The 22,668-nt window shown below is 57.0% G+C and carries 21 protein-coding genes; 12 read left to right on the plus strand and 9 right to left on the minus strand.

Annotation, left to right across the window (positions count from 1 at the left end):
- Positions 1-25 precede the first annotated feature (25 nt).
- From LARV_RS00660 to LARV_RS00670, 3 genes are read right to left on the minus strand one after another with little or no spacing between them, the layout of a single operon-like run.
- On the minus strand, positions 26-1,033 hold the full coding sequence (locus LARV_RS00660) for a diacylglycerol kinase family protein (RefSeq protein WP_075071826.1): 1,008 nt from the start codon (positions 1,031-1,033) through the stop codon (positions 26-28).
- Positions 1,030-1,791, minus strand: a complete 762-nt coding sequence (locus LARV_RS00665) for a class I fructose-bisphosphate aldolase (protein ID WP_083522218.1) — start codon at positions 1,789-1,791, stop codon at positions 1,030-1,032. Before LARV_RS00665 ends, LARV_RS00660 begins: the two co-directional genes overlap by 4 nt.
- A gap of 1 nt (position 1,792) precedes the next feature.
- Positions 1,793-2,755, minus strand: coding sequence for a sugar-binding transcriptional regulator (locus LARV_RS00670; RefSeq protein WP_075071827.1), 963 nt, complete (start codon positions 2,753-2,755; stop codon positions 1,793-1,795).
- A 191-nt stretch (positions 2,756-2,946) separates the two neighbouring features.
- Here LARV_RS00670 and LARV_RS00675 point away from each other — a divergent pair, with 191 nt between their 5' ends.
- Positions 2,947-3,630 carry a hypothetical protein gene (locus tag LARV_RS00675; RefSeq protein ID WP_075071828.1) on the plus strand — a complete coding sequence of 228 codons (684 nt, stop codon included), beginning with the start codon at positions 2,947-2,949 and terminating at the stop codon, positions 3,628-3,630.
- A 98-nt stretch (positions 3,631-3,728) separates the two neighbouring features.
- Here LARV_RS00675 and LARV_RS00680 read toward each other — a convergent pair whose 3' ends face one another.
- From LARV_RS00680 to LARV_RS00695, 4 genes are all read right to left on the minus strand, one after another.
- The gene (locus tag LARV_RS00680) at positions 3,729-5,288 is read right to left on the minus strand and encodes a M20/M25/M40 family metallo-hydrolase (protein WP_075071829.1); all 1,560 of its coding nucleotides are present in this window, start codon (positions 5,286-5,288) and stop codon (positions 3,729-3,731) included.
- A gap of 38 nt (positions 5,289-5,326) precedes the next feature.
- Positions 5,327-5,719, minus strand: a complete 393-nt coding sequence (locus LARV_RS00685) for a spore germination protein GerW family protein (protein ID WP_083522219.1) — start codon at positions 5,717-5,719, stop codon at positions 5,327-5,329.
- Between the two features lie 51 nt (positions 5,720-5,770).
- Positions 5,771-6,856 carry a phospholipase D-like domain-containing protein gene (locus LARV_RS00690; RefSeq protein ID WP_172797746.1) on the minus strand — a complete coding sequence of 362 codons (1,086 nt, stop codon included), beginning with the start codon at positions 6,854-6,856 and terminating at the stop codon, positions 5,771-5,773.
- A 76-nt stretch (positions 6,857-6,932) separates the two neighbouring features.
- Positions 6,933-7,724: a PhzF family phenazine biosynthesis protein gene (locus LARV_RS00695; RefSeq protein WP_075071831.1), complete on the minus strand. Its 792-nt coding sequence runs from the start codon at positions 7,722-7,724 to the stop codon at positions 6,933-6,935.
- Between the two features lie 164 nt (positions 7,725-7,888).
- Here LARV_RS00695 and LARV_RS00700 point away from each other — a divergent pair, with 164 nt between their 5' ends.
- The 10 genes from LARV_RS00700 to LARV_RS00745 all read left to right on the plus strand — a co-directional run bounded on the left by LARV_RS00700 (position 7,889) and on the right by LARV_RS00745 (position 18,948).
- Positions 7,889-8,602: an MOSC domain-containing protein gene (locus tag LARV_RS00700; protein WP_075071832.1), complete on the plus strand. Its 714-nt coding sequence runs from the start codon at positions 7,889-7,891 to the stop codon at positions 8,600-8,602.
- Positions 8,603-8,775: 173 nt separating this feature from the next.
- Entirely contained in the window at positions 8,776-9,792 is a 1,017-nt protein-coding gene (locus LARV_RS00705; RefSeq protein ID WP_075071833.1) for a sugar phosphate nucleotidyltransferase, read from the plus strand.
- Entirely contained in the window at positions 9,777-10,001 is a 225-nt protein-coding gene (locus LARV_RS00710; protein WP_152031644.1) for a hypothetical protein, read from the plus strand. Before LARV_RS00705 ends, LARV_RS00710 begins: the two co-directional genes overlap by 16 nt.
- Before the next feature lie 67 nt (positions 10,002-10,068).
- On the plus strand, positions 10,069-11,250 hold the full coding sequence (locus LARV_RS00715) for a pyridoxal phosphate-dependent aminotransferase (RefSeq protein ID WP_075071835.1): 1,182 nt from the start codon (positions 10,069-10,071) through the stop codon (positions 11,248-11,250).
- Positions 11,251-11,522: 272 nt separating this feature from the next.
- The gene (locus LARV_RS00720) at positions 11,523-13,277 is read left to right on the plus strand and encodes a hypothetical protein (protein WP_152031645.1); all 1,755 of its coding nucleotides are present in this window, start codon (positions 11,523-11,525) and stop codon (positions 13,275-13,277) included.
- A gap of 100 nt (positions 13,278-13,377) precedes the next feature.
- Positions 13,378-13,923 carry an ATP synthase subunit B family protein gene (locus tag LARV_RS00725; RefSeq protein WP_075071837.1) on the plus strand — a complete coding sequence of 182 codons (546 nt, stop codon included), beginning with the start codon at positions 13,378-13,380 and terminating at the stop codon, positions 13,921-13,923.
- Positions 13,924-14,072: 149 nt separating this feature from the next.
- Complete coding sequence (gene gatB / locus LARV_RS00730; protein WP_075071838.1) at positions 14,073-15,533, plus strand: Asp-tRNA(Asn)/Glu-tRNA(Gln) amidotransferase subunit GatB; 1,461 nt, start codon at positions 14,073-14,075, stop codon at positions 15,531-15,533.
- Positions 15,534-15,791: 258 nt separating this feature from the next.
- On the plus strand, positions 15,792-17,078 hold the full coding sequence (locus LARV_RS00735; protein WP_075071839.1) for a Glu/Leu/Phe/Val family dehydrogenase: 1,287 nt from the start codon (positions 15,792-15,794) through the stop codon (positions 17,076-17,078).
- Positions 17,079-17,332: 254 nt separating this feature from the next.
- Complete coding sequence (locus LARV_RS00740) at positions 17,333-18,019, plus strand: phosphoribosylanthranilate isomerase (RefSeq protein ID WP_075071840.1); 687 nt, start codon at positions 17,333-17,335, stop codon at positions 18,017-18,019.
- Positions 18,016-18,948: a carbohydrate kinase family protein gene (locus tag LARV_RS00745; protein ID WP_075071841.1), complete on the plus strand. Its 933-nt coding sequence runs from the start codon at positions 18,016-18,018 to the stop codon at positions 18,946-18,948. Before LARV_RS00740 ends, LARV_RS00745 begins: the two co-directional genes overlap by 4 nt.
- Before the next feature lie 349 nt (positions 18,949-19,297).
- Here LARV_RS00745 and LARV_RS00750 read toward each other — a convergent pair whose 3' ends face one another.
- Together LARV_RS00750 and LARV_RS00755 are read right to left on the minus strand one after the other, a co-directional pair.
- Positions 19,298-20,434 (minus strand): radical SAM protein, encoded by a 1,137-nt coding sequence (locus LARV_RS00750; protein WP_075071842.1) that lies wholly within the window; start codon positions 20,432-20,434, stop codon positions 19,298-19,300.
- Positions 20,435-20,451: 17 nt separating this feature from the next.
- A complete protein-coding gene (locus LARV_RS00755) occupies positions 20,452-21,465 on the minus strand; it encodes a BtrH N-terminal domain-containing protein (RefSeq protein ID WP_083522220.1) in 1,014 nt (337 codons plus the stop codon).
- A gap of 587 nt (positions 21,466-22,052) precedes the next feature.
- Between LARV_RS00755 and greA the strand changes: the two genes are divergently transcribed.
- Positions 22,053-22,520, plus strand: a complete 468-nt coding sequence (gene greA, locus LARV_RS00765; RefSeq protein WP_075071845.1) for a transcription elongation factor GreA — start codon at positions 22,053-22,055, stop codon at positions 22,518-22,520.
- The last annotated feature ends 148 nt before the right edge of the window (positions 22,521-22,668 follow it).

Here is a 22,668-nt window from a genome sequence, read left to right on the forward strand (position 1 = left end):
ACCAATCCTTTCCAATAAAACCCAATCAGGCAAGTCGAAGTGACCGCACCGCATCCACGTCAACGCCAAATTCGATATCGTCGCCGGGTTGGAGAATTTTCATGGGATTGCCATCCACACATACGGCCGTCCCCTTCCGAACTCCGCTGACTCGAATGCGCTGATTTTCATCGAACGTCGCATAGGAACTGACGATCGGCGGCAAGGCCAGCACGGCCTGGCGATCCAGGCCAATTTGAACGAGCGGCACATCCGCCGTCAGACAGCCGGCCGGCGCCTGGACCAACGCCGCCAGGCATACCCCGCCCGTAATGGCCTTGGCGAAGAAGGCCGGTTCGGCAAAGCCGATGACCACGCTGGCGATTTTTCGTCCGCTGGCGATCGTCCGGGATCCATCGGGGCTCAGGCGCTGCACGAGGGTCTGGTTCGTGCCAATCGATCGGGGAGTCCCGGGTTGATTCGATCCGGCCATCTTGGCGGCTGCATCCAGGTCCTGAACGACGTTGTTCAACGTTCCGACAACGGTGTACCCCAGTACGCAATCGTTGAAACCGATTCCCAGCAACTCGTTGTCAGCATAGGCCAGCAGCGCGCGTAAGGGTTCTGCGCACAGCCGGTCGCATTTCAACTGCTCGATTTCAGCCGCCCGGCAGGTGATCAGGTTCCCGGCATTCGTTGATCCGATTCCAATTCCCAAAAGCGGGATATCGCAGGCCTGCCCGATGAGCACACCGGCCACATCCGCCAGGGTTCCATCGCCGCCGACGACCACGAGGATCGAAAGGGGAAGCTGCGCCAACTGCATCGCCAAAGCCTGGGTCTGGGCGCGGCCGGGTTGGTCCGGCGCGGGTAGAACGGTGACCCTCGGAAAAGCCATCCCATCCAGCGCGGACGCACCCAGTTCGGCGGGCCCGGTGTAGAGAAGGGTTGGCTGCAATTCTTCCAGCGCAGCCCGGGCAACCCGCGCGCTGACCGCAAATCCCTGTCCGGCCCTGGGATTGATAATCAGCCCAACCGATTCAAATCGACTCATAAAGCGTGCACGGTTTCTTTCAACATCCGGGTGACCCGGCCCGGGTCCGAATCCTGCCAGACGTTGCGTCCGATCGCCACACCGGCTGCGCCCGCCGACAGGGCTTCGCGAGCTTCTTTGGCGAGCATCTCCACCGGTTGTTTGGATCCACCCAAAATGATCACCGGGCGGTAACAGGCATCGATCACCTTGCGATAATTCTCCGCCGGCCCCTGATAGCGGATCTTGATCACATCCGCGCCCAACTCGGCCCCCAAACGGGCAGCCACCGCGATTTGATCGACGGTGATCTCTTTGGCGGTGAAGCCGCCCGGCAGCATTTCCGCGATCAACGGCACGCCCCAGGCGTGACATTCCGCCGCCACCCGCCACAGATTGGCGAGGGTTTCCGTTTCCCCGGGCGCGCCGACGATGCCCATCATGATGACCGCATCCGCGCCCAGACGCAGCGCGTCTTCCACCGTTAGCACCACCTTGATGCGCTCCCACTCGCCCGTTTGCGCGCTGGGCCCGCCATCGATGCGCAGGATTAGCCCCACCCGGCCAAGCTGGTGAGCGCACAGGCGCGCAATCCCGGGTGTGGTAAGGATGGCATTGGCGCCATTATCGATCAATATGGGGACGAGTTGGGTCGGGTCTTGCAGTGCGCCCAGAGGCGCCATTCCCGCGCTGCCGTGATCCATGGCAACGACCACAGTCTTTCCATCCACGCCAAAAATGCGATTCAGCCGAATCATTTTGTTGGTTGATTGGATCAATTTATGAACTCCTGGTCATTGAAAGAATTTTCTTCGCAGTGAGGTCATCGGTGATGAGCACCTGAATGTATTTGCCGCGAACCGCACCCAGGATGGCTTCAGCCTTATCCACTCCGCCGGCCACACCGATGACCTGTTGAACGCGGCGAAGTTGTTCCAGCTCGATACCCGTGGCTCCCACCAATCCCTCTACCGGGTTGCCCTGAATATCGAAGAAACGCACGCAGATATCCCCCACCGCTCCGCCCGCCTGCAAATGAGAGCGTGTTTTTTCATCCAGATAGCTTGCAAAAAGCATCTGCATCTCGACGTCGAAACTAAAATTGCCGATACCCACCAGCGCCTTGGTCATCGTGCCCCAGGTTTCCACCACATCGAGCAGGTCTTTGGTTTGAAGTAAATTGGCCTTTGTCATTTCATCCCGGACCAGGGCGGGCACGTAAAGCTGTTTCCAGGATCCGCCAAAGGCTTCGGCGATGGCGCGGGTGATCTCATGAACCTGGAAATTGGGGGAAATCTGTCCCAGCCCGCCCAGAAGAGGTACGGCCAGGAAATCTTTCTTCACCGTGGGCGCCAGGGATTGGCTGACCGCATAGAGGGTCCTTCCCCACCCCACGCCAAGAACATCATCCGATTTCAGGGTCTGCTCCAGGTATCTCGCGGCGGCCAGACCCAGGCGCTTCAAACTCAGCTCCGGTCTTCGATCGACGGCCGGGATGACGATGGCGGCCTGCAATCCGCAGCTCCGGGCAATCTCCGCTCCCAAAGCCTCATCTGTGAAAAAGGGATCGCTGATCGCAATCTGGACGATGCCCTCTTCCCTGGCCCTCTGAAGCAAGCGTGAAACCGTTGGCCGGGAAATTTTCAACTCGCGAGCAACGTCCTCCTGCGTCAATCCATCCTCGTAGTAGAACCGGGCTACCAGGACCATTTGTTGGATTTCTTCCCGTGGACTTGATGGCATCCAGCGCTTCCTTTTGAACAATTGTATTTTACATTTGTAAAGTATAGCGTGGAATTTCTCAATGTCAATATGCGTCCACCAAGATTGCAAGGATTGCAGAATAACGGGAAGGGTTTGCCGGCTTTCTGGAACTGTGCACAGCTCCGGGAGTCAGGTATCATTGAGGCATCTCACCCATTCAGGATGCCCCCATGAAATTGCGCCATCGATTATTCATTCTCGTGGCCTGCGGCCTGCTTCTCTCGGCCTGCGGCAACGCGCTGGCGACACCGATCGACCGCAAGACACCCCTCGCCCTTCAGCCCAGCCCGACCCTGCCCGCGGCCACGCTCACCCCGCAGGCCACGGATGAGCTGGCGCCATTTCCGCCGGCGGTCACGGCCGCCCGCCAGGCGCTGGCCGATAGGCTCGGGACGCAACCCGATGCGGTCGCCGTGGCCGGTTATGTCGCCGCCAATTGGAGCGACGCCTGCCTTGAGCTGGGCAGCGCCAGTGAAAGCTGTGCTCTGGCTGTCACACCCGGTTACCGCGTCTTCCTGAAGGTCGGAGAAAATTTTTATATCTTTCATACCAACCAGACCGGGGACCTGGTGCGCCAGGAACTGACTCCAGCTGATATCCCCCAGGCGGCTGTGAATGCGCGCCAGGCGCTGGCGGCCAGGCTGGGTCTGGATCTCGACCTGCTCATCACCGTGGTCAGCGTCGAGGAGGTGGAATGGCCCGATTCCTGTCTGGGCGTCAGCAGCCCGGACGTGATGTGCGCGCAGATGGTCACACCCGGTTATCGGGTCGCGTTGGAATACGCCGGCTTGAAATACGAATATCACACCGATTTGAGCGGCGAGCGGGTTGTGGCTGCTACCATTGCGCCCTGATCCCGATCCAGCGGCATGGGATATAAAACAGTCGGGGCGATTCATGAATCGCCCCGACTGTAGTTTTTAGAATTCAGGGATTTTTCACCGGTTCCGGACTACGACTCGCCATCCGCTTCCTGGCGTTCGGCCTTCTGGCTGACGGCTTCTGCGCTGGTGGAGTCTTCAACTTCAATTTCTTCGCTGTCGGCCGGGGCGCTTTCTTCAGCGCCGCCCCAGGTGCGCATCACCAGCATGTAGAACTGCGCCATGCGCTCCAGATTTTCGACGGAAATGCGCTCGTTCAGACCGTGGATGGTCGCCAGCTCGTCCGCCGTGATTTGATACGGCGAGAAACGAAACACCTGCCCGCACAGGCCGGTGTAATGGCGCGCATCCGTGGTGCCCTGCACCAGGTAAGGTGCAACGGCGGCGTCCGGGAACACCTTCTGCACGGCAATTCGGATCTGGTCGAAGAGCAGCGTGTCGGTCTGTGAAATCGGGGATGCTTCCCAACTCAAATCCGGCAAGGCCTCGAACTGAACCTGGTCGTCGTGAATGGCGCGGCGGACATGATCGCAGACATCGGCGATGCTGTCGCCCGGGAATAAGCGGAAATTGACCAACGCGCGCGCCTGAGCCGGCAGCACATTGTCCTTGAATCCCCCCTCGATGCGCGTCAACGCGGTGGTGGTGTGGATGGCGGCCGCGGTTTGCGGGATTGCCTCCAATCGCCGGCGCACGATCCTGCCAAACAGCCACAAATTGGCAAAAATCATCTGCGTGCCAAAGCTGGCCATATAACCGGCCGAGCGGGCGGTTTGCTCCAGGAAGTACAGATTGGCCGGCATCGAATGGCTTTCCAGGTTGATCAGCGCCCGCGACAATGCGCCGATGGCGCTGTGTTTCGACGGCGTCGAAGAGTGCCCATCCTGTCCGCTGGCTGTCAGCAGCAGATCGAGGTACCCTTTTTCGACATTGCCAACCATCGCGACCGGGCCGTTGAATCCCGGCAGCACGCCCTCGACCACCGCCCCACCTTCATCCAGCACCAGCATCGGGTGGATTCCGCGTTCTTCCAGTACCCCGGCAATGCGGCGCGCGCCTTTCAGTCCGAGGACTTCTTCGTCATATCCAAATGCCAGCAGGATGGTGCGCTGGGGCTGGTAACCGGCCGAGACCAGACTTTCGACCGCTTCGAGCAGCGCGATCAAGGTGGATTTGGTATCCAGAGCGCCGCGCCCCCATACATAATCATCCACCAAAACGCCGCTGAAAGGCGGCTGCTGCCAGGAATCGACCTGTGTGGGGTCGATCGGCACCACATCCTGGTGCGCGGTGAACAATACCGGCGCCAGGTCGGGCTGCGATCCCTCCCAGGTATACAAAAGGTTCAGATCGTCAATCGACTCGCGTTTCAAACGGGCGTGCGTCTGGGGGAACCGCACCTGTAGTCCGGTGTGCAGTTTGTACAGCGCGCCGGCATCCGGCGGTTGGTTATCCCCCCGGGAAATCGTTTCGCAGCGAATGGCTTCTCCCAATCCCACCACCAGCCTTTCGCGATCGACGGTTGGCAGTTCGCCTTCTTCCGGCGGCATTGGCGGGTGGCTGAACAAGAACGTGCGCACCAGAATAAAAGCGCCCAGGAAGAGCAGGAAAGCCGGGATTAAATAGTACATGGTTGTTTCCCTTCAGCTATGTTTGTCATCGGATTCCCTCATCGGCGCAGCAGGCGCGCGAGGATCAGGCCGAGTACCAGCCCCAACGCCAGACCTTTGGCGAGTTCGCGCCGCGGGCGTATCGGCAGAAAGGTCGATCCATCGGGTGTGATTTCGATGACGCCCAGGGGTTCGGATTTGGTCGTTCCGCCGTACCCATAACCGCCGGCCTGGGCAGCTTTTTCGGCATCGCTCTTCGCTTCCCCTTCCGCGGGTTTTTCACCCTCTCCGGCGCCGCCTTCGCCAAAGCCGTAGCTGAAGGTGATGTTGGCCACCGGAATGATCTTGCGCCCTTCGAACTCGATGGGTTCGCCGTAGGCGCGTCGGACGCCCGAATCGGTGTGCAGTTTGTCGGCCAGTTTTTCAAAGAACGTTTCATGCATGAGTTTCATTTTAGTCTCCTATGAAATTACACCCTGAGGGGGAAGGCTCTTCCATCCCATTCAGGGTCGGCTCAAAGAATAGAGCCGCTCGAATTCGGTTTCAAAAGAACTTGCCAGGGTTGGGTCGTTAAGAATGACCAGGTTTTCGTCATTTTTGAAGAGCCCGCTGCGGGTGAAATTGGCCGAACCCAACACCACCCACTGCCCATCGACGATGATCACCTTGTGATGCAACAACCCATCGAAGGGATCCAGGCGCACATCCAGGCCGGCATCGACCAATCGATCGTACTCACCGCCCTGGTTCGAGGCTTCCTGTTCGGCATCCATGATGCCGCGCACCCGGATCCCATTATTTTCGAGATCGATCATGGTATCGGCCAGGTAATCCAGCGTGAAGGAATAGGCCAGAAAATCCACCGAGTCGTGCGCGCTGCCCACCAGGTCCAATAATCGATCTTCGACATCGTCCTCCGGCAGGAAATACACCTCCACCGTGCGCCCGTCCACTGTCAGCCGCGGATAGATCGTATTCATCGGGCTGTTCTCGCCAAACTGGTGGTCGAGGAACATTTCCTCGAATTCTGCGGTGTAATCCTGGGCCAGCCGCGTCGATCGAATGCGTACCAGATTATTGTAATCCGAATAGGTACCCCCCGTACTCAGGTTGAGCGAACCGGTCCACACTTCCTGGCCATCCAGGATGGTGAACTTGTTATGCATCAACTCCTCGCGCTGGTCGCTTACCACCGGAATCCCGGCTTTCCTCAGCCTGGAAGAAATCTCATCCTCGTAGGTCTCGTCATCCACCACCAGGCGGACAACCACGCCGCGCCGGTAAGCCTCCAACAGGGCGTCGCCGATGGAAGGCAGGCTCAGATTGTACATGGCCATATCCACCGAGGACTGGGCCGCTGCGATGGCTGCCGCCAGGGCCTCGTCCGGTCCACCCCGTCCCTCAGCCGCCAATGCAGAATCCGGATCGGTAAAATAGACGGAGATGGCGTCGGATTGGGCTTCCGTTGGCGCCACGGTGGCAACCGCGGCGGGTGGATCGGCGGGCAGCACCGCCGCCGGGGTCAGATCACACGCGGATACGAGAGCCGCCAGGCATAGTGCAAAGAACAGTCGGGGATATCTTTTCATCAGCATCACTCGAAAGATCGAATGTGGATGATTATAGCAGACCCGCGACGCTCATTTTTCCGCATCTGGATGCAGGTCAGCATTGCAATGAACCCTCCAGAACGGTGACCGCCTGCCCGCCCAACCGGACGCGGTCATCTTCGAGACGCAGGCGCAATTCTCCACCCCGCGCCGACGCCTGATAGGCAGACAGCTCATTTTTACCCAGGATTGCGCTCCAGTACGGCGCCAGCCGGCAGTGCAGCGAGCCGGTCACCGGGTCCTCATTGACGCCCACCTGCGGCGCAAAGTAACGTGAGACGATGTCGTAACCGGGCATGGCGGCGCGGCTGGTCACCCCCACCGAACGCAGCGGTAATCTGGCCAGGGCTGAAAAATCCGGCGCGGCGGCCCGCACCTCGGCTTCGCTGGTCAACTCGATGATATAGGTGTTGCCGCCCTGCGCAATCCGCTTGGCCGTCACGCCCAACGCCTCCAGCAAACCCTCCGGCGCGCTCGCCGGCTCCACCGGGCGGGACGGAAAATTCATCTCGATCCACGCGCCATCCTTTCGCGCCGTCAGCCGGCCCGCGCGGGTATAAAAACAAGCTTCAGCCTGGGCAGAAAGGCGGCCGCTGTCCCATAGTGTGTGCGCGCTGGCCAGCGTGGCATGCCCACACAGCCCCACTTCCACGGCCGGCGTGAACCAGCGCAGGCGATAGCCGTCGTTTTCGGGGAGTAGGAAGGCGGTCTCGGAGAGGTTCATCTCTCCGGCCACGGCGGCCATCCACGCATCCGGCATCGGTTCCTGTAAAAAGCAAACCGCCGCCGGATTCCCCTTGAAAGGTATGGCGGTGAACGCGTCCACCTGATAAAGCGGTAATTTCATATTTTTCCTCTGGCAGTAATCGATGGTATGACTCGAGACCCTGAGATCACTGGATGATGCGAATCAATTATACTGGTTCGCAGCCCTGAAACCACCACTCGGAAGTATGATAGAGTCATCCCCGTCTGGCAAATTCGATCGGATCAATTGAAAGGACGAACCCCATGAACCAGGCTGCCATCCTCTCCGTTCAAGTCGGCCGTACCCGCCAGTTTGGCGACGAATCCTCCGCCGGACCCATGCAGCGCGCCTGGAGCAGCGCCATCTGCAAGGATCCGGTCGGCGGCCCGGTCTGGGTTGGCACCGCCCATGTCGAGGGCGACGAACAGGCCGATCCACGCGTTCACGGCGGCCCGGATAAGGCCGTCAATGCCTATCCTGTCGAGCATCTGCGCGCATGGGCGGTCGAACTGGGGCTGGGAGAAATTTCCGGCGGCGCTTTTGGTGAAAATCTGACCACGTCCGGCCTGGTGGAGGATGACGTCTGCATCGGAGATACCGTCCGCATTGGGACGGTAATTCTGCAGGTCAGCCAGCCGCGCGGCCCGTGCTGGAAGCTGGCGCGTCGCTGGAACCAGCCAGATCTGGCCATTCGCATGGATGAAAGCGGGCGTACCGGTTGGTATTACCGCGTCCTGCAGGAGGGCACGCTGCAGGCCGGAGACGCGGTTCAACTGGTGGACCGTCCCAACCCGCTATGGACCATCCACCGCGCTTATCTTGTGCTGCGCGCCCCCGCCCTCGACCCGGAAAAGACCCTGACCCTGGCCGGAATCCCCCAGCTTTCGGGCGCCAGCCGCGCCGGACTGTTGCGCGGGTTGGAGCAGGACCGCCGCGCCCCACACCGCAGCACATTGACCGGTGAAGACGATGATTAGGAAGCGCCTGGCGCCCAGCGAAGGACCATCCGGCCGGATGCCCAGTTGGAATCGTGACGTTTTCTTGGCAGTCCGCTTGCATTCATCAGGATGGACGCGCCAGAGGAAAATGATACAATCAGAATACATTAATTTATTTTCCTCGTTGCCTATACTCAGGAGAAACCCTGAACATGTCTGAAAAACTAAAAATTGCGGTCCCGATGGCGGGATTGGGCACACGAATGCGCCCGCATACCTGGAGCAAACCCAAGCCATTGATTGCGTTGGCCGGCCGCACCGTGCTGGATTACGTCCTCGAACAATTCAACAGTCTGCCGGACCCGGACAACGTCGAGTACGTTTTTATCGTCGGACCCAACCAGCGCGACCAGGTGGAAGCGCACATGCACCAGCATCACCCTGAAAAACAGGTGCACTACGTTATTCAAGAAAAAATGCGCGGTCAATCCGACGCGCTCTACCTGGCCCGCGAGTACTTGACCGGCCCGGTGTTGATGGCCTTCTCGGATACGCTCATCGAAACCGATCTCTCCATCCTCAAGAATCTTCAACTGGACGGCATGGCCTGGGTACGCGCCGTGCCGGATCCGCGTCGGTTTGGCGTGGCAGTCGCCGACTCGCTGGGCAATATCACCCGGCTGGTGGAAAAACCACAGGACATGAGCAATAATCTGGTGGTGGTGGGTTTCTACTACTTCCGCGAAGGCCGCGAATTGATGCGCGCCATTGAGGAACAGATGAAACGCAACGTCACCCTCAAGAACGAATTTTTCCTGGCGGATGCCGTCAACATCCTGCTCGAATGGGGCCAGAAATTCCGCATCAACCCGGTGGATGTCTGGTTGGATGCGGGCATTCCCGAAGCCCTGCTGGAAACGAATCGCTATTTGTTGGAACACGGCCACGATAACAGCGCCGAAGCCGCCAGGACTCATCCCGGGGCCGCCATCATTCCCCCCGTCTACATTCACCCAACGGCCAGCATCGAATCATCCGTCATCGGACCCTATGTTTCACTAAGCGAGGAATGCAAACTGCGCCAGGTGGTGGTTCAAAATTCGATCTTCGATGAGGGCGCTCACGTTTCACAGATGGTGCTCGACAAATCACTGCTGGGCCGCGACGTGCAGGTTCAGGGGCAGACCTCCCGCCTTAATTTGGGGGATTCTTCATGGGCAATGAGTTAAGCGATCCTGTGGAATGCCATTCGGGCTACGAATATGCCGAACGGCCTACCGCACTGCACTGGCAGGGCCAGCGATTGGAAATCAAAGAAATTGAAGCCCAGTGGCGCATCCCGGGCGGGCGGTGTTTTCGGGTGCGCGTGAACGATGACCGCCGGTTTGAACTTTTTTACGGCGAACTGTATGATGAGTGGAGAATCAATGAACTGTAATCAAATCATAATTTACTTTCGTTTGTCGATCCGATAAAATCGTTCAATTCTGATTCGAGGAGAAACCATGCCCGATACCCTAGTCAAACGCGATTCTTACGTTTCTGAGCGGGTAGCCACTCTGAAACCGTCCGGCATCCGCAAATTCTTCGATATTGCCGCCACAATGAAGGAAGTCGTTTCATTGGGAATCGGCGAGCCCGATTTCGACACGCCCAAACCGATTGTCGATGCCGGTATTGCCTCGCTGCAACGCGGTGAAACGCATTACACTTCCAACGCGGGCATCTTTGACCTCCGTAAGACCCTCGCTGAACACCTCGAACGCCTGTATGGCGTCAGCTATGATCCGGCGACCGAAATTCTCATCACCGTGGGCGGTTCGGAAGCGCTGTACCTCTCCGCGACCGCGCTGCTCAACCCCGGCGAGGAAATGCTCATCCCCACGCCGTGTTTTGTCTCCTACCAGGCCGAAGCCATTCTGGCCGGCGGTGTCGCGGTGGAAGTTCCCTGCAGCATGGAAAACAACTTCGACCTCGATCCGCGCGCGCTGGAAGCAGCCCTCACTCCGCGCAGCAAAGCCATCCTGTTGGGCTTCCCCAACAACCCCACCGGCGCGGTGGCCTCGCGCGAAACCCTGCTCGAAGTCAAGCGCATCGCTGAAGAACACGACCTGGTGGTCATTTCGGATGAAATCTACGACCGCCTGGTTTATGGCGGTCACAAGCACGTCTGCTTCTCCAGTCTGCCGGGCGCCAAGGAACGCACTCTGCTGTTGGGCGGTTTTTCCAAAGACTATGCCATGACCGGCTGGCGCATCGGCTATGCCTGCGGCCCGGCCGAAATTATCAAAGGCCTGGTCCGCACTCACCAATACACCGTCATGTCAGCGCCCACCACCGCTCAGGCGGCTGCATTGGTCGCGCTCAAAGAAGGCGAGCCCTACGTGCAACAAATGGTGGCTGAATATGACCGCCGCCGCAAGCTGATCGTGGCCGGACTCAATGAAATCGGTCTTCCCACCTTCGAGCCCAAGGGTGCTTTCTACGCCTTCCCCAAGGTTAGCGTCACCGGCCTTGACGATGAGACCTTTGCCAACCGCCTGCTTCAGGAAGAACACGTCGCCATCGTGCCGGGCAATTCATTCGGCGCTGGCGGTGAAGGTTTCTGCCGCTGCTCGTATGCCACCTCCTACGCCAAGATCGAGACCGCGCTGGCGAAGATGCGCAATTTTGTAAACCGCCTATAAATCCGTTTCATATTCCAATCGAATTCCTGCCGCCGGAGGCGCTCGTGTGTTGCGCCTCCGGCGTTCATCAACCCACCGGGATGTTTTCAATTATATTTATCCGTTCATCCACTCATTTATAAACAAGAATTATTCGTGGCCGCAGCCGGAAAACCGCAGTTCCCGGGCAGATGTTTTCCGTTTCGCAACCAGTTCCCTCCAAAAACCCCGCTCAAAGGTCCCTTATGCCATCAAGCCTGATTCAAAGCAAGAAAATTGGCTGGATTTTTCGTTTGGCTTCCTTCTTTTTCGTACTGGTGGGTATTTTTATCGGAGTCTGCGCAATTCGCGCGCCCAAATTCGGCGTCGACCTGGACGGACGCTGGGGACCTTATCGACTGCTGCTGGCCGGGGCCGGAGCGGCCATGTTGCTTCTGGGGCTCCTGCCGGGGTTGGCCATCCTTTGGCGGCGGTTCTTCTACGACATCTGGCAATCGCACCTTGCCGGCGCGTGGCACGCCAGCCGGTCCTGTCGTCGCCTGCGGGCCATCCTTGCGACGGTCAAAAGTTGGCGTCCGCTGGCCTGGTGGGCTGAAAACCCGGCTCGCTCCGGAGGCATCAGCGCCGTTTTCCTTTTTACCCTGTGCGCGGTCATCTACTTCTGGTACGCGACCGTTGGATATGGGTTCGACAATTCAAAATTTCCCAGTTATTACCAGATGCTGGCAGACGCTTTTCGGCACGGACAAACCGCCCTGCTCGTCGAACCCGACCCGGCCCTGGCGCAATTAAAGAACCCATATGATTTTTCCCAACGCGAGCATATCCATTACCTTTGGGATGTGAGTTATTACAATGGAAAATATTATCTTTACTGGGGGCCATCCCCGGTTCTGGGTCAATGGCTGCTCGAAGCGATCTCACCTCTTCCCATCGGCGATGCCTATCTCATGACTTTCTACGCCGTGATTCTAACTGGCGTTTTGTTCGGCATTCTATTTTCCATCTGGCGGCGGTTCTTCTCGCGCGCCTCTTCGGGTGCTTTTGGCTTGATTCTCATCGCAGTCGGATTTTCGAATCCAATCCTCTGGTTGGTCAGCCGGCCGGCAACTTATGAGATATCCATCATAGCCGGACAATTCTATCTTTTGGCCGGGTTGTGGGCCGGACTTCCACTCCTGCTGGGCGATTCCACGAAAACCGGAAGGTTGATTCTGGCAGGCCTCGGTTGGGCGCTGGCAGTACTTGCGCGTTCCACACTGGCGATTCCGGTGATATTCCTGGGAATTTTTTGCGCCTGGCGACTCATTCACCAGAAGAATAACATCTGGCGTCGGTTATTTGCCGTTGGCATTCCGCTGGCGCTTGGAGCGGGATTCTTATTTTTTTACAACTACATCCGTTTTGATTCGCCCTTTGAATTTGGCATCCACTATCAATTAACCAGTTTTAGTCAATTCAATGATGCGGAAAAAATGTTCCAGCCAAGATATATTCCCATCAACTTTTTTAATTATTTTTTCAATCCCATCAATGTAATGCCTGAGTTTCCATTCATTGAACCCATTCCAGCCACGATCACATTTAAAGGAATCGGGATCAATGCGCCGGATAATTATTCAGGACAATGGTTATCTGGCCTGTTGATTTCAATCCCCTTCCTATATTTCCTGTCTGTCATCATTGCACAGATATTTTGTCCCAAAGCCCGCGCCAAATTGGCATCTCCTATGCGTACCTTGATTGGCATACTTTGCATTACTGCATTGCTCGAATTGGGCATGGTCCACTTCTTTTTTTCAAGCAGCATGCGGTATGCGATGGACAGCATTCCCACACTCTTGATCCTGGCAGGCATGGGTGCCTGGTCGCTGCTGGAATGGGCCCAGCACGCCCCGCACCGGGTATGGGTTCCCTGGATGCTGACGGTCCTGGTGTTTCTCAACGCCGCCATCGGCCTGCTGTTGGGCTTCAGCGGTGAAAACCGGGTGTTTGCGCGCCTGAATCCGGCTCTTTTTGCCCAATTATCTGCCTGGTTCAGATTTTGAATCATTCCATCCGTTCCTACTGGATTGAGGTTGGGTTACATGCTAGAATAAATATACAGAACCGATCGAGCTTGTCCTTTATTAACAGGGCGAATGAGCCATGGACCGCAGACAAAAAGAAGAACTCCGCATCCTTCTCAAGGCGCGTAAACGCGCCGATAAAGTGCTGGCGGAGCGGCGAGAAGCCGCTCAGGAAAAACTCGATCGCAACATGCGCAAAGCCGCCAACCAGGAGTTGATGCAGGAATATACCCGGAAATTCACCGCTCTGGCCGAAAAGTGCGGCATCCTGGCTTTGGCGGAAGAAGCCGCTCGTAAAGTGAATGGCTGTTTTTTCACCAAGATGAGTTACTACATTGATTACGGGATGAACACCAGCCATTTGAGCGGAGCCTTCTTTACATACAAAGACGGCGTACTGCGCCCTGCCTATCTGGGCATCTTTATTACCTGGGATGAGGGTGAAGCGAAAAAGGAAGTTGAGATCCGCTACGCAAAAAACGGCGCCGTCACCTTCCATCACAGCCGTTGGCCAATCTTTCCCTTCATCTGGAAGAATTTCCCGAAAGTCCTACCCCAAATGGTGGACCAGGCCATGAAGAACCCCCGCAAGCCCGAACCCGCGCCCCGGCATGGATGCGAATAATTCCCTGCGCCGCTCAAATCATTCATGGTAAAATAAAATATTGATCGGGTTTGTCCAGTAAGCCCTTCACACAGAAGGGCATCTTTTTTATTTCATTCCGCCGTCTGGACCGGCGTCGAATCCCATTATTCATATTCCCAAGGTGCTGCATGAAATACGAAACCGTCATCGGCCTGGAAGTCCATGCCGAGATGCAAACCCATTCGAAAATGTTCTGCGGTTGTCCCGTCGTCGATTCGACGCAAACCCGGCCCAACGTGGCCGTCTGCCCGGTCTGCGCCGGCATGCCCGGCGTGCTGCCGGTGGTCAACCGCCAGGCAGTCGAATACGCGCTGCGGGTGGCGTTGGCGCTGGAATGCAGCGTGGCCCAAACCAGCCTGTTTGCGCGGAAAAATTACTTCTATCCCGATCTGCCCAAAGGCTATCAAATCTCGCAGTACGAAGATCCATTGGCCGAACACGGGCGGCTGGTGATCGATACCAGCGCCGGTGAACGCCTCATTCGCATAACCCGGGTGCACCTGGAAGAGGACGCCGGAAAGCTCACCCACGTCGAAAAAGACGGCCAATCCTATTCATTGGTCGACCTCAACCGCGCCGGCGTTGCCCTGTTGGAGATCGTCTCTGAGCCGGACATGCGCTCAGCCGAGGAAGCCCGCGCTTACGCCGAAGGGTTGCGTTCCATCCTGCGCGCCCTGGGCGTCAATTCGGGCGATATGGAAAAGGGCGTCATTCGTTTCGAAGCCAACATCTCCCTCCGACCTGCGGGCAGCCCTCAACTGGGGACGCGCGTCGAAGTCAAGAACCTGAACAGTTTTCGAGCCCTCGAACGCTCCATTGCCTACGAGGTCGAACGCCAGGCCGCCCTGCTGGATTCGGGCGCCAAAGTGGACCAGGAAACCCTGGGCTGGGACGAACCCAACAACCGTACCTATTCGCAGCGCAGCAAGGAAGAAGCTCACGACTATCGCTATTTCCCCGAACCTGATTTACCGCCGCTCGTCGTCGAAACGGAGTGGGTGGATCGGGTGCGCGCCGGGTTGCCCGAATTGCCGCGCGTCCGAACCCAGCGTTTCATCCGCGAATATGACCTGCCGGCTTCCGATGCCGCTGTACTGGCAGCCGAAGCCGACGTGGCAAATTATTTCGAAGCTCTGGTTCGGGATGCCCGGGGCATAGCGCCCCGACTGGCCGCCAATTTCATTTTGGGAGAAGTCTTCGCCTGGCAAAAGACCAGCGGTGAACGCATCGATGAATTGAAAGTGCGCCCGGCCATGCTGGCTGACCTCTTGGAGCGCGTCACCCAGGGCGAAATCACCCTGTTGACGACCAAAACCGTGTTGGCCGAAATGCTGGCCAGCGGGCGGCAGGCGGCCGATGTAATTGGCGCGCGCGGTCTGACACAGATATCAGACGGCGTCGAGATCACCCGTCTGGTGGCCGAAGTCATCGCTGCCAATCCCGGCGAGATGGAAAAGTACCTGGCCGGCAAGGAAAGCGTCGCCAACTGGTTCTTCGGGCAGGTCATGCGCCTGGCCGGGAAACGCGCCAACCCGGCCATGCTGCGCGCTGAATTGAACCGCCAGTTGGCGCAAAAAAGACCTGCTTGATCGTTCCCAGGAGCCATTTTTGGCCGCTGTTGGAAATCCATCACTCCGAACGGCGATTTTCATCATCTTGACGCACCTGTGAAAACCGGTACACTTAACCATAGTAATCGCTGGCGGTGAATGCGAATGCGAGTGGATGGATCTTGCAAAGCGAGATAGCGGGCACAGAACCGACGTGCTCGCTTATTTTTTCGGTTCATCCTCACATCCGCATCATCGCCGCAAGCCTAATCTACCTCTACTAATAGGAGCAGAACGATGGCAGGAACGACCAATGCGTTTGAAATGGCGCAGCGTCAGTTCGATCATGTCGCTGAGCTGCTGAAGCTCGACCCGCAGGTTCGCGAAATTCTGCGCTGGCCGCTACGCGAATTCTCCTTCCGCATCCCCGTCAAGATGGACGACGGCACGATCCGCATGTTCCAGGGATTCCGCGTCCAACACAACGATGCCCGCGGCCCCAACAAGGGCGGCATTCGCTTCCATCCGGCTGAGACCATCGACACCGTGCGCGCCCTGGCGACCTGGATGACCTGGAAATGCGCTGTTGTGGATATCCCGTTGGGCGGCGGCAAGGGCGGCGTGATCGTCGACCCGGCTACCCTCTCCACCGGCGAAAAGGAACGCCTGGTTCGCGGTTGGGTGGATATCATGGTTCGCAATGTCGGTCCGCGCCAGGATGTTCCGGCTCCGGATGTCGGCACCACCGGTCAGATGATGGGCTGGATGATGGATGAATATTCCAAGCTGAAGGGCGAATACACCCCCGGCTTCATCACCGGCAAACCCCTCGGCGGCGGCGGCTCGGAAGGCCGCACCGAAGCCACCGGCTTTGGCGTGATCTACACCGTGCGCGAGGCCATGAAGCACCTCAAGCTCGATCCCAAGAAGTGCTCGGCTGCCATTCAGGGCTTCGGCAACGTGGCCCAGTACGCGGCAATCGGCTTCATCGAGATCCTGGGCGGCAAGGTCGTCTGCGTTTCCTGCTGGGACCGCATCGACAAGACGTCCTACACCTTCTACAAGGCTGACGGCATCGATCCGCGCTACCTGATGAGCATCACCGACCAGTACGGCACGATCGACAAAGAAAAGGCCAAGGCGGCCGGCTATAAGATCGAAGACGGCGGCGAATGGATCAAGAAGGACGTGGATGTACTCATCCCGGCGGCCCTCGAAGGCCAGATCAATGCCGACACGGCCCCGCTCATTCGGCCCAGCGTCAAGTTGATCGCCGAAGGTGCCAATGGCCCCACCACCCCCGAAGCGGATACCATCATCCAATCCCGCGGCATCTTCCAGGTTCCTGATTTCCTGTGCAACGCCGGCGGCGTGACGGTTTCCTACTTCGAAGCTGTCCAGAACGATATGAACTTCTACTGGACCAAGGAAGAAGTTCACGACAAACTCGACACCAAGATGACCCAGGCATTCGGGGCTGTTTTGGATATGTCCCTCAAGGAAAAGGTCAACATGCGCGACGCGGCCTACATGGTCGCCATCGCCCGCGTGGTCAAGGCCATGGAACTGCGCGGCTGGATCTAAATCCACCCGGTTGCAGAACTGATTTGGTAACACCTTTGGGGCGCACAATTGTGCGCCCCAAATTTTGTTGTCGGAAGGAATTATTCCAGGGCTTTCAACAAAAACTGCACCCGCTCGTATGCATCGCATTGGATTGTCGCGCGCGCATCCGGATCATTTTCATCCAGAAAATTGGCGACAAAAACGGAACCCGGTGTTTGGTGATCGTGACGGGTGTACAATATCCAAAAATTCCAAACAGGATCGTGTCATAAATGATTACACAGATATATTCGATACAGACTGCTGAGGAGGCAATTGCGTGCGTTGAAGCAGGTGTCGATAGAATCGGGGTCGCAATCGATACAGGTATAAGGCTCCCAGCGCAGGTGAACGAGGAAAAGTGCCGGGAAATCTTTACTGCTGTCGGAGATAAAGTCGTAAAGGTGCTGATCGCTGTTACAAAAACAGGCGAGGACGTCTACGGGCCGCTTTCCCGGCTTCGCCCTGATGTTATCCATATCTGTGGAAATGAGTTTTTTGCCACGCCGGAATTTGTCGCCAGGGCAAAGAAGATTTGTCCCGGCGTGGAAGTGCTACAGGCCATCCCGATGACAGGCCCGAAGGCCATCGACGAGGCGGTTCACTTCGCGGAGTTTTGCGACATGATCATCCTTGATTCGGTGGACCCCAAGATTGCAGGCATTGGCGCAGCGGGCGTTACTCACGACTGGGCGCTCGACGCAGCGATTGTTCGCAAGGTAAAGTGCCGCGTCATCCTCGCGGGTGGGCTTGGGCCTGATAATGTCGCTGAGGCAATAAGAATCGTACGACCCTGGGGCGTCGATTCATTTACAAAAACAAGCGACAGAATGCCTGACGGAAGCACGAAAAAGAATCCCGAAAAAGTCCACCTTTTCATCAAGAATGCGAAAGAAGCGGCTGCAGAACTCGGACTATGAAACAGATACTCTGCCTGGGCGACGCCTGTGCCGATATCATCATTCCGTATGGTGCGGCGAAAATTGGTGTGGATAAGCCCCTGGAATTCTCCTGCGGCGGTACAGCGGCAAATACCGCCTCCGGCCTCGCAAGGCTTGGCGCTGGTTGTGCTTTCCTCGGCAAGGCGGGCGATGACTTTTTTGGGCGTACCATGAAAAATGCTCTCGAAAAAGACGGCGTCGATACGAAATTATTCACCCTGGATAAAAATCTATCATCCATTATGATCCTGGCCGTGATTGATGAAAATAATGACCGTTTTCCATTTCTCATGCCACGGGAGCGACCAAGTCATTTGCAGCTTTATGATGCCGATATTCCTGAGGGCTTATTGGATCAGATTTCCTTCGTCCACACGACCGGCTTGATGTTGTTTGAGGAGCCAGCCGCGGGAACCGTCTGCCGCTTCCTCGAAAAATGTGCCGGGCGGGGGATCAGAGTATCCCTGGATATCAATCTCCGTATTGAAACCTTGAATCGAAACAAGAAATACCTGTATCAGGCTTTGGAATGCACGGATTATCTCCTTGGCTCAGGCCTGGATGAGTTCGTTCCGCTCACCGGCATCGGTGACCCGTTCAAAGCCGCCAGGTCACTGGTAACGGATAAACGTGCGGTGGTATGCCGTATGGGGAATAAAGGTTCGATTGCTTTTGACCGCTTGGGCGCATATGGTTGTGGTGCTTTCCCCGTTGAAGTTGTTGATACATTGGGCGCCGGCGATGCCTATAATAGCGGTTTCTTATGGGCGCTTTCTAAAGAAAAAGATCTTCAATTTGCCAATCAGGCCGGCTGTGCCGCCGCAGCGATTAACATTACAAGACAAGGGGCGCGCAATTGTCCGGATGAGAAAGAGCTTGTCTTCTTTTTGCAAACTTACGAATCCTGAGAATTTATCGTACAGTAGTGTTTATCACAGCATGGCGAGCATGACACGGCTCATTTGCTGGAGGGTCGTCCTGGATAAACGATCTTCGATCGATTGTAAGAGTCCTAAAATGTCTGTCACGGGCTTTTGGCTTTGAGCTGATGTTTTGGCAGGCTCAACTCTACTACAGAAGCCCCATTTCATTCATTTTGGCGAAGATATTGTTAAAAACAAGAGAAATAGATATCGGTTTTTAATAGAAACAGCAATTTTAATAAATATTAAAACTCCTTGCGTAACGAATCTATACGTCCGCTGCCAATACCTTAAAACTCACTTGCGACCATCTACCACACGTCAATCGCTCTGCTTAGGTTGTCCGGTTGTTTTGTAACTCCACCAGCATCTTTTCGACCACCTTCCCCGACAACGGTCCCACATTGGGGATACTCTGCAACCCTTTCAGCCCCATCGTCTGGTAGATCAATCCGATATTCTGCTCCAGATCCTCGATCGCCCAGGCCGCCTTGCGATAGGCCCAGATGTGATAATCCGGTTCCTGGTGGATTTCCATCTCGTACACCCGGTCGGCCAGGCGCTCGACGATGCGTTTGTTGAGCGCGCGTTTGTCTCCCGGGAGGATGGGACGCGGAACGCGATCGCGGATGCCGTACTTCTGGCACAACGCGCGAATGCGCAGGGCGATCCGGTGCCGCGGATAATTGCGCGGAGCGTAACTGGCGGGCGGGTACCAGCGTTGGTACAGCGCCAGCAGGTCCGGAAAGCGCTGGCGCAGCACGCCAAAAAAGTAATCCTTCTGCTGGTCGGACAGGGTCAGGCCGCCGGCCAAAACGAACTTGCCGCCGTGGTCGGCGGTCCAGCGGACCACGGCCTCCAGGTTGGCGTCGTCATCGCACAGGCCGGGCAAAATGGGCATGAAGCTGACGCCGGTCAGAAAGCCGGCTTTGGCAAAAGCCTCCATGGCGGCAAAGCGTTTTTCGACTGGCGGGGCGAGATGCTCCAATTGCCGTACCCGGGCGTGATTTGGCGAATCAGGCGTGCTGATGGCGCTGAAAGCCACCACCGATGGCGCCTGTTGGTTGATCTCCTGGAGAAGGTCCATGTCGCGCAAGACCAGCGCCGAACGCTCCAGCACGAAGACCGGAAAGCCCAGGTCGCGGCATACCTCCAGCATCTGGCGCGAAAGGCCGAATTTTCGCTCAGCGGGCTGGTAATCGGCGGTGAAGACCACATCCACAGGGCTGCGGCTCAATGCGCGCCGCAGCAGCTCGGGGGCGTTTTCCTTGACCTTGATCACATAGGCAAAGTCGGTCGGGTCGTCGTATGGCGAATATTTCTGTTCGCGGCAGTAGCAGAACTCACAGCCGTGCTGGCAGCCCAGGTAGGGATAAGCGCTGTAGCGCGTCCAGAACCAGTGATCGGCGCGTTTATATTTGTTGAGGATCGTCTTCGGGCGGTACGGCACAAAAACAGCGCGGCGGCTCATAATCTCGTTCTTTTGAACTACGAACCAACGCCCACGATTTTTGCCATTTCAAGAAAGGCCTTCGTCTCGGCTTCGGCGAATCGGTCGAAACAGGCTGCGGCTTTCTCGAGATCCGCCTGCCGAATGGCCCCGGCCAGTCCCGGAACGATTGCCATCGATTCATTCAACCAGCCCACGGCCGGCGAGAAGTCCAGCCCGGCCATTTCACCGGCTTCCTTCAAGAATTCGATATACAAGTCCCGCCCGGCGGTGAGATGATTTCCCTCCAGGTCCGGCGGCGTGTTCAGGTACTCGCGCACCTGGCGCAGGCAGTCAGCCGTCACTTCCTCGCCCAACTCCTCGGGCCAGTGAACGATTTCACGCGCCAGCTTCTTCATCGCCGGGATGCCCACCATGCTGACCGGCGGATTCAGCATCATCCGGCATTCATCCGTGATGGATTTACGAATGAGCGCGGCATTGGAGGGCAGTTGCTGAGGTAACTCCAGGATGGCCAGACGGTTGCGTTTGCCCAGGCCCGGTGAGTTCACGTCCCAGGCCAGTTGCAGTTCAGCCAGCGGAACGGCCTGTATATCGTCTTCTCCCGTATCCCGAAGATAGGCGGTATCGTGGTCGTATCCGACCAGCAGCACAAAATGGATGGGAATGTGACGTTGGTGGTAGATGCCCGAGTAGTAAGGCAGATGGAACATGTCCAGCGGCCCGAGGATGGGAGGCGTGCCCTCGTCGAGGGCTTGCCGGGCTTTTCCCCAGGAAAACTTGAAAGCGCGATTCTCGATTTCAGTCAGGCCGGCGCCCAAAAGCTCGGCCAGGTATCGGTGCTGGCGGGGTGTGGCGTTGCCCGTATAGACCTGGCGCGGCGGATTGGCGGCATTGAACCGCAGGTAGGCAAACCCTCCCCCCTGGCCCAATCCCCACACAAATTCGTTCGACCAATCCCGTCCGGTGCGCCACTGGACAAGGTCGCGAATCCCGTTGACGGGGCACATCCCCGCTCTCTGGCGATGCGGAATGGGCAAATGCTCTATCATGGCGATCCTCTGTTTGATTGATCGGGAGAAGGATGAACTCACCTGGCGGAAGGAATCGTTCCGCCCCGATTTGATTCTATGCCGTTTTTTGCACGAGACAACCTTGGATCAGGCTTCATTCTTTCGAAATGCCATTCATGGCCTGGCACGCGATTGCACGCCTTGACCGGAACTTTGATTCTGTGGCTTTCCCATTTCGCTGGCAGCCGGAAACACCACAGGCTTTGGGTTGTCGAAGCAGGGCATGAAATTAACCAGCCCCAAATAGCGATCTGGGAATTTTCTGTGAATGCCAATTTTTACTCTGGACAAGGGTTTTGTTCGCCATTAAAATAATTCAAATTGATCTGCAGACTGTATCCCAGATGATTTGAAGGCCGGGATAAAGTGTTCACTATACATTTATCTTGCAATGTGCAAGGAAATATGTTATCATAGCCGCATTAATGGCTGGACCCGATATCATTAGGTCGAAATAAATCGCTCCAACAGGAGTGGTTTTTTCTTTCATTTAACCTCGATAATTTTCTCGGCGCGGAAATATTCCGCGCATTCGTATCTGTATCCACATTACCAAGGACCATGACATGCCCACTTCATTCCTGACTCGCGATGGATATCGCAAACTGCAGGAGGAGCTTGACTACCTCCGCACACAGAAGCGCCAGGAGATTGCCGACCGACTTCATGAAGCAATGGAAGGCGGCGAGCTGATCGAAAACGCAGAATATGAAGCTGCCAAGAACGAGCAGGCTTTCACGGAGGGCCGCATCAAGGAACTCGAGGTGCTGCTGGCATCCGCGCGCGTCATCGACGAAGGCGCCCAGGCTGCGGAATCGATCCAGGTTGGCAATAAAGTAACCATCCAGGAAGAAGGGACCGATTCGAACGAAGTCTACACCATCGTCGGCGCGGCCGAAGCCGACCCGAATGACGGTTTGATCTCCAATGAATCCCCGCTGGGCAAGGCTTTGCTCAATCATAAGGCGGGCGACCGCGTGCAGGTCGACGCACCGGCGGGCGCCTTTACCATTCTCGTGGTCAAGGTGGAATAACCCTGGGGCAAGCTTTTCCGGCCCCGCCCGCAGAAACCTGGTGGGCGGGGTCTTTTTGTGAGAAGATTGAAGGCGTCGTTGAAATAGAAAGGTGCATTTTTCTGATGGAAAGAACCGAACTCGAACGTATTCGTATTGAAAAAATCGA

This window comes from Longilinea arvoryzae (assembly GCF_001050235.1).
Lineage (GTDB): Bacteria > Chloroflexota > Anaerolineae > Anaerolineales > Anaerolineaceae > Longilinea > Longilinea arvoryzae.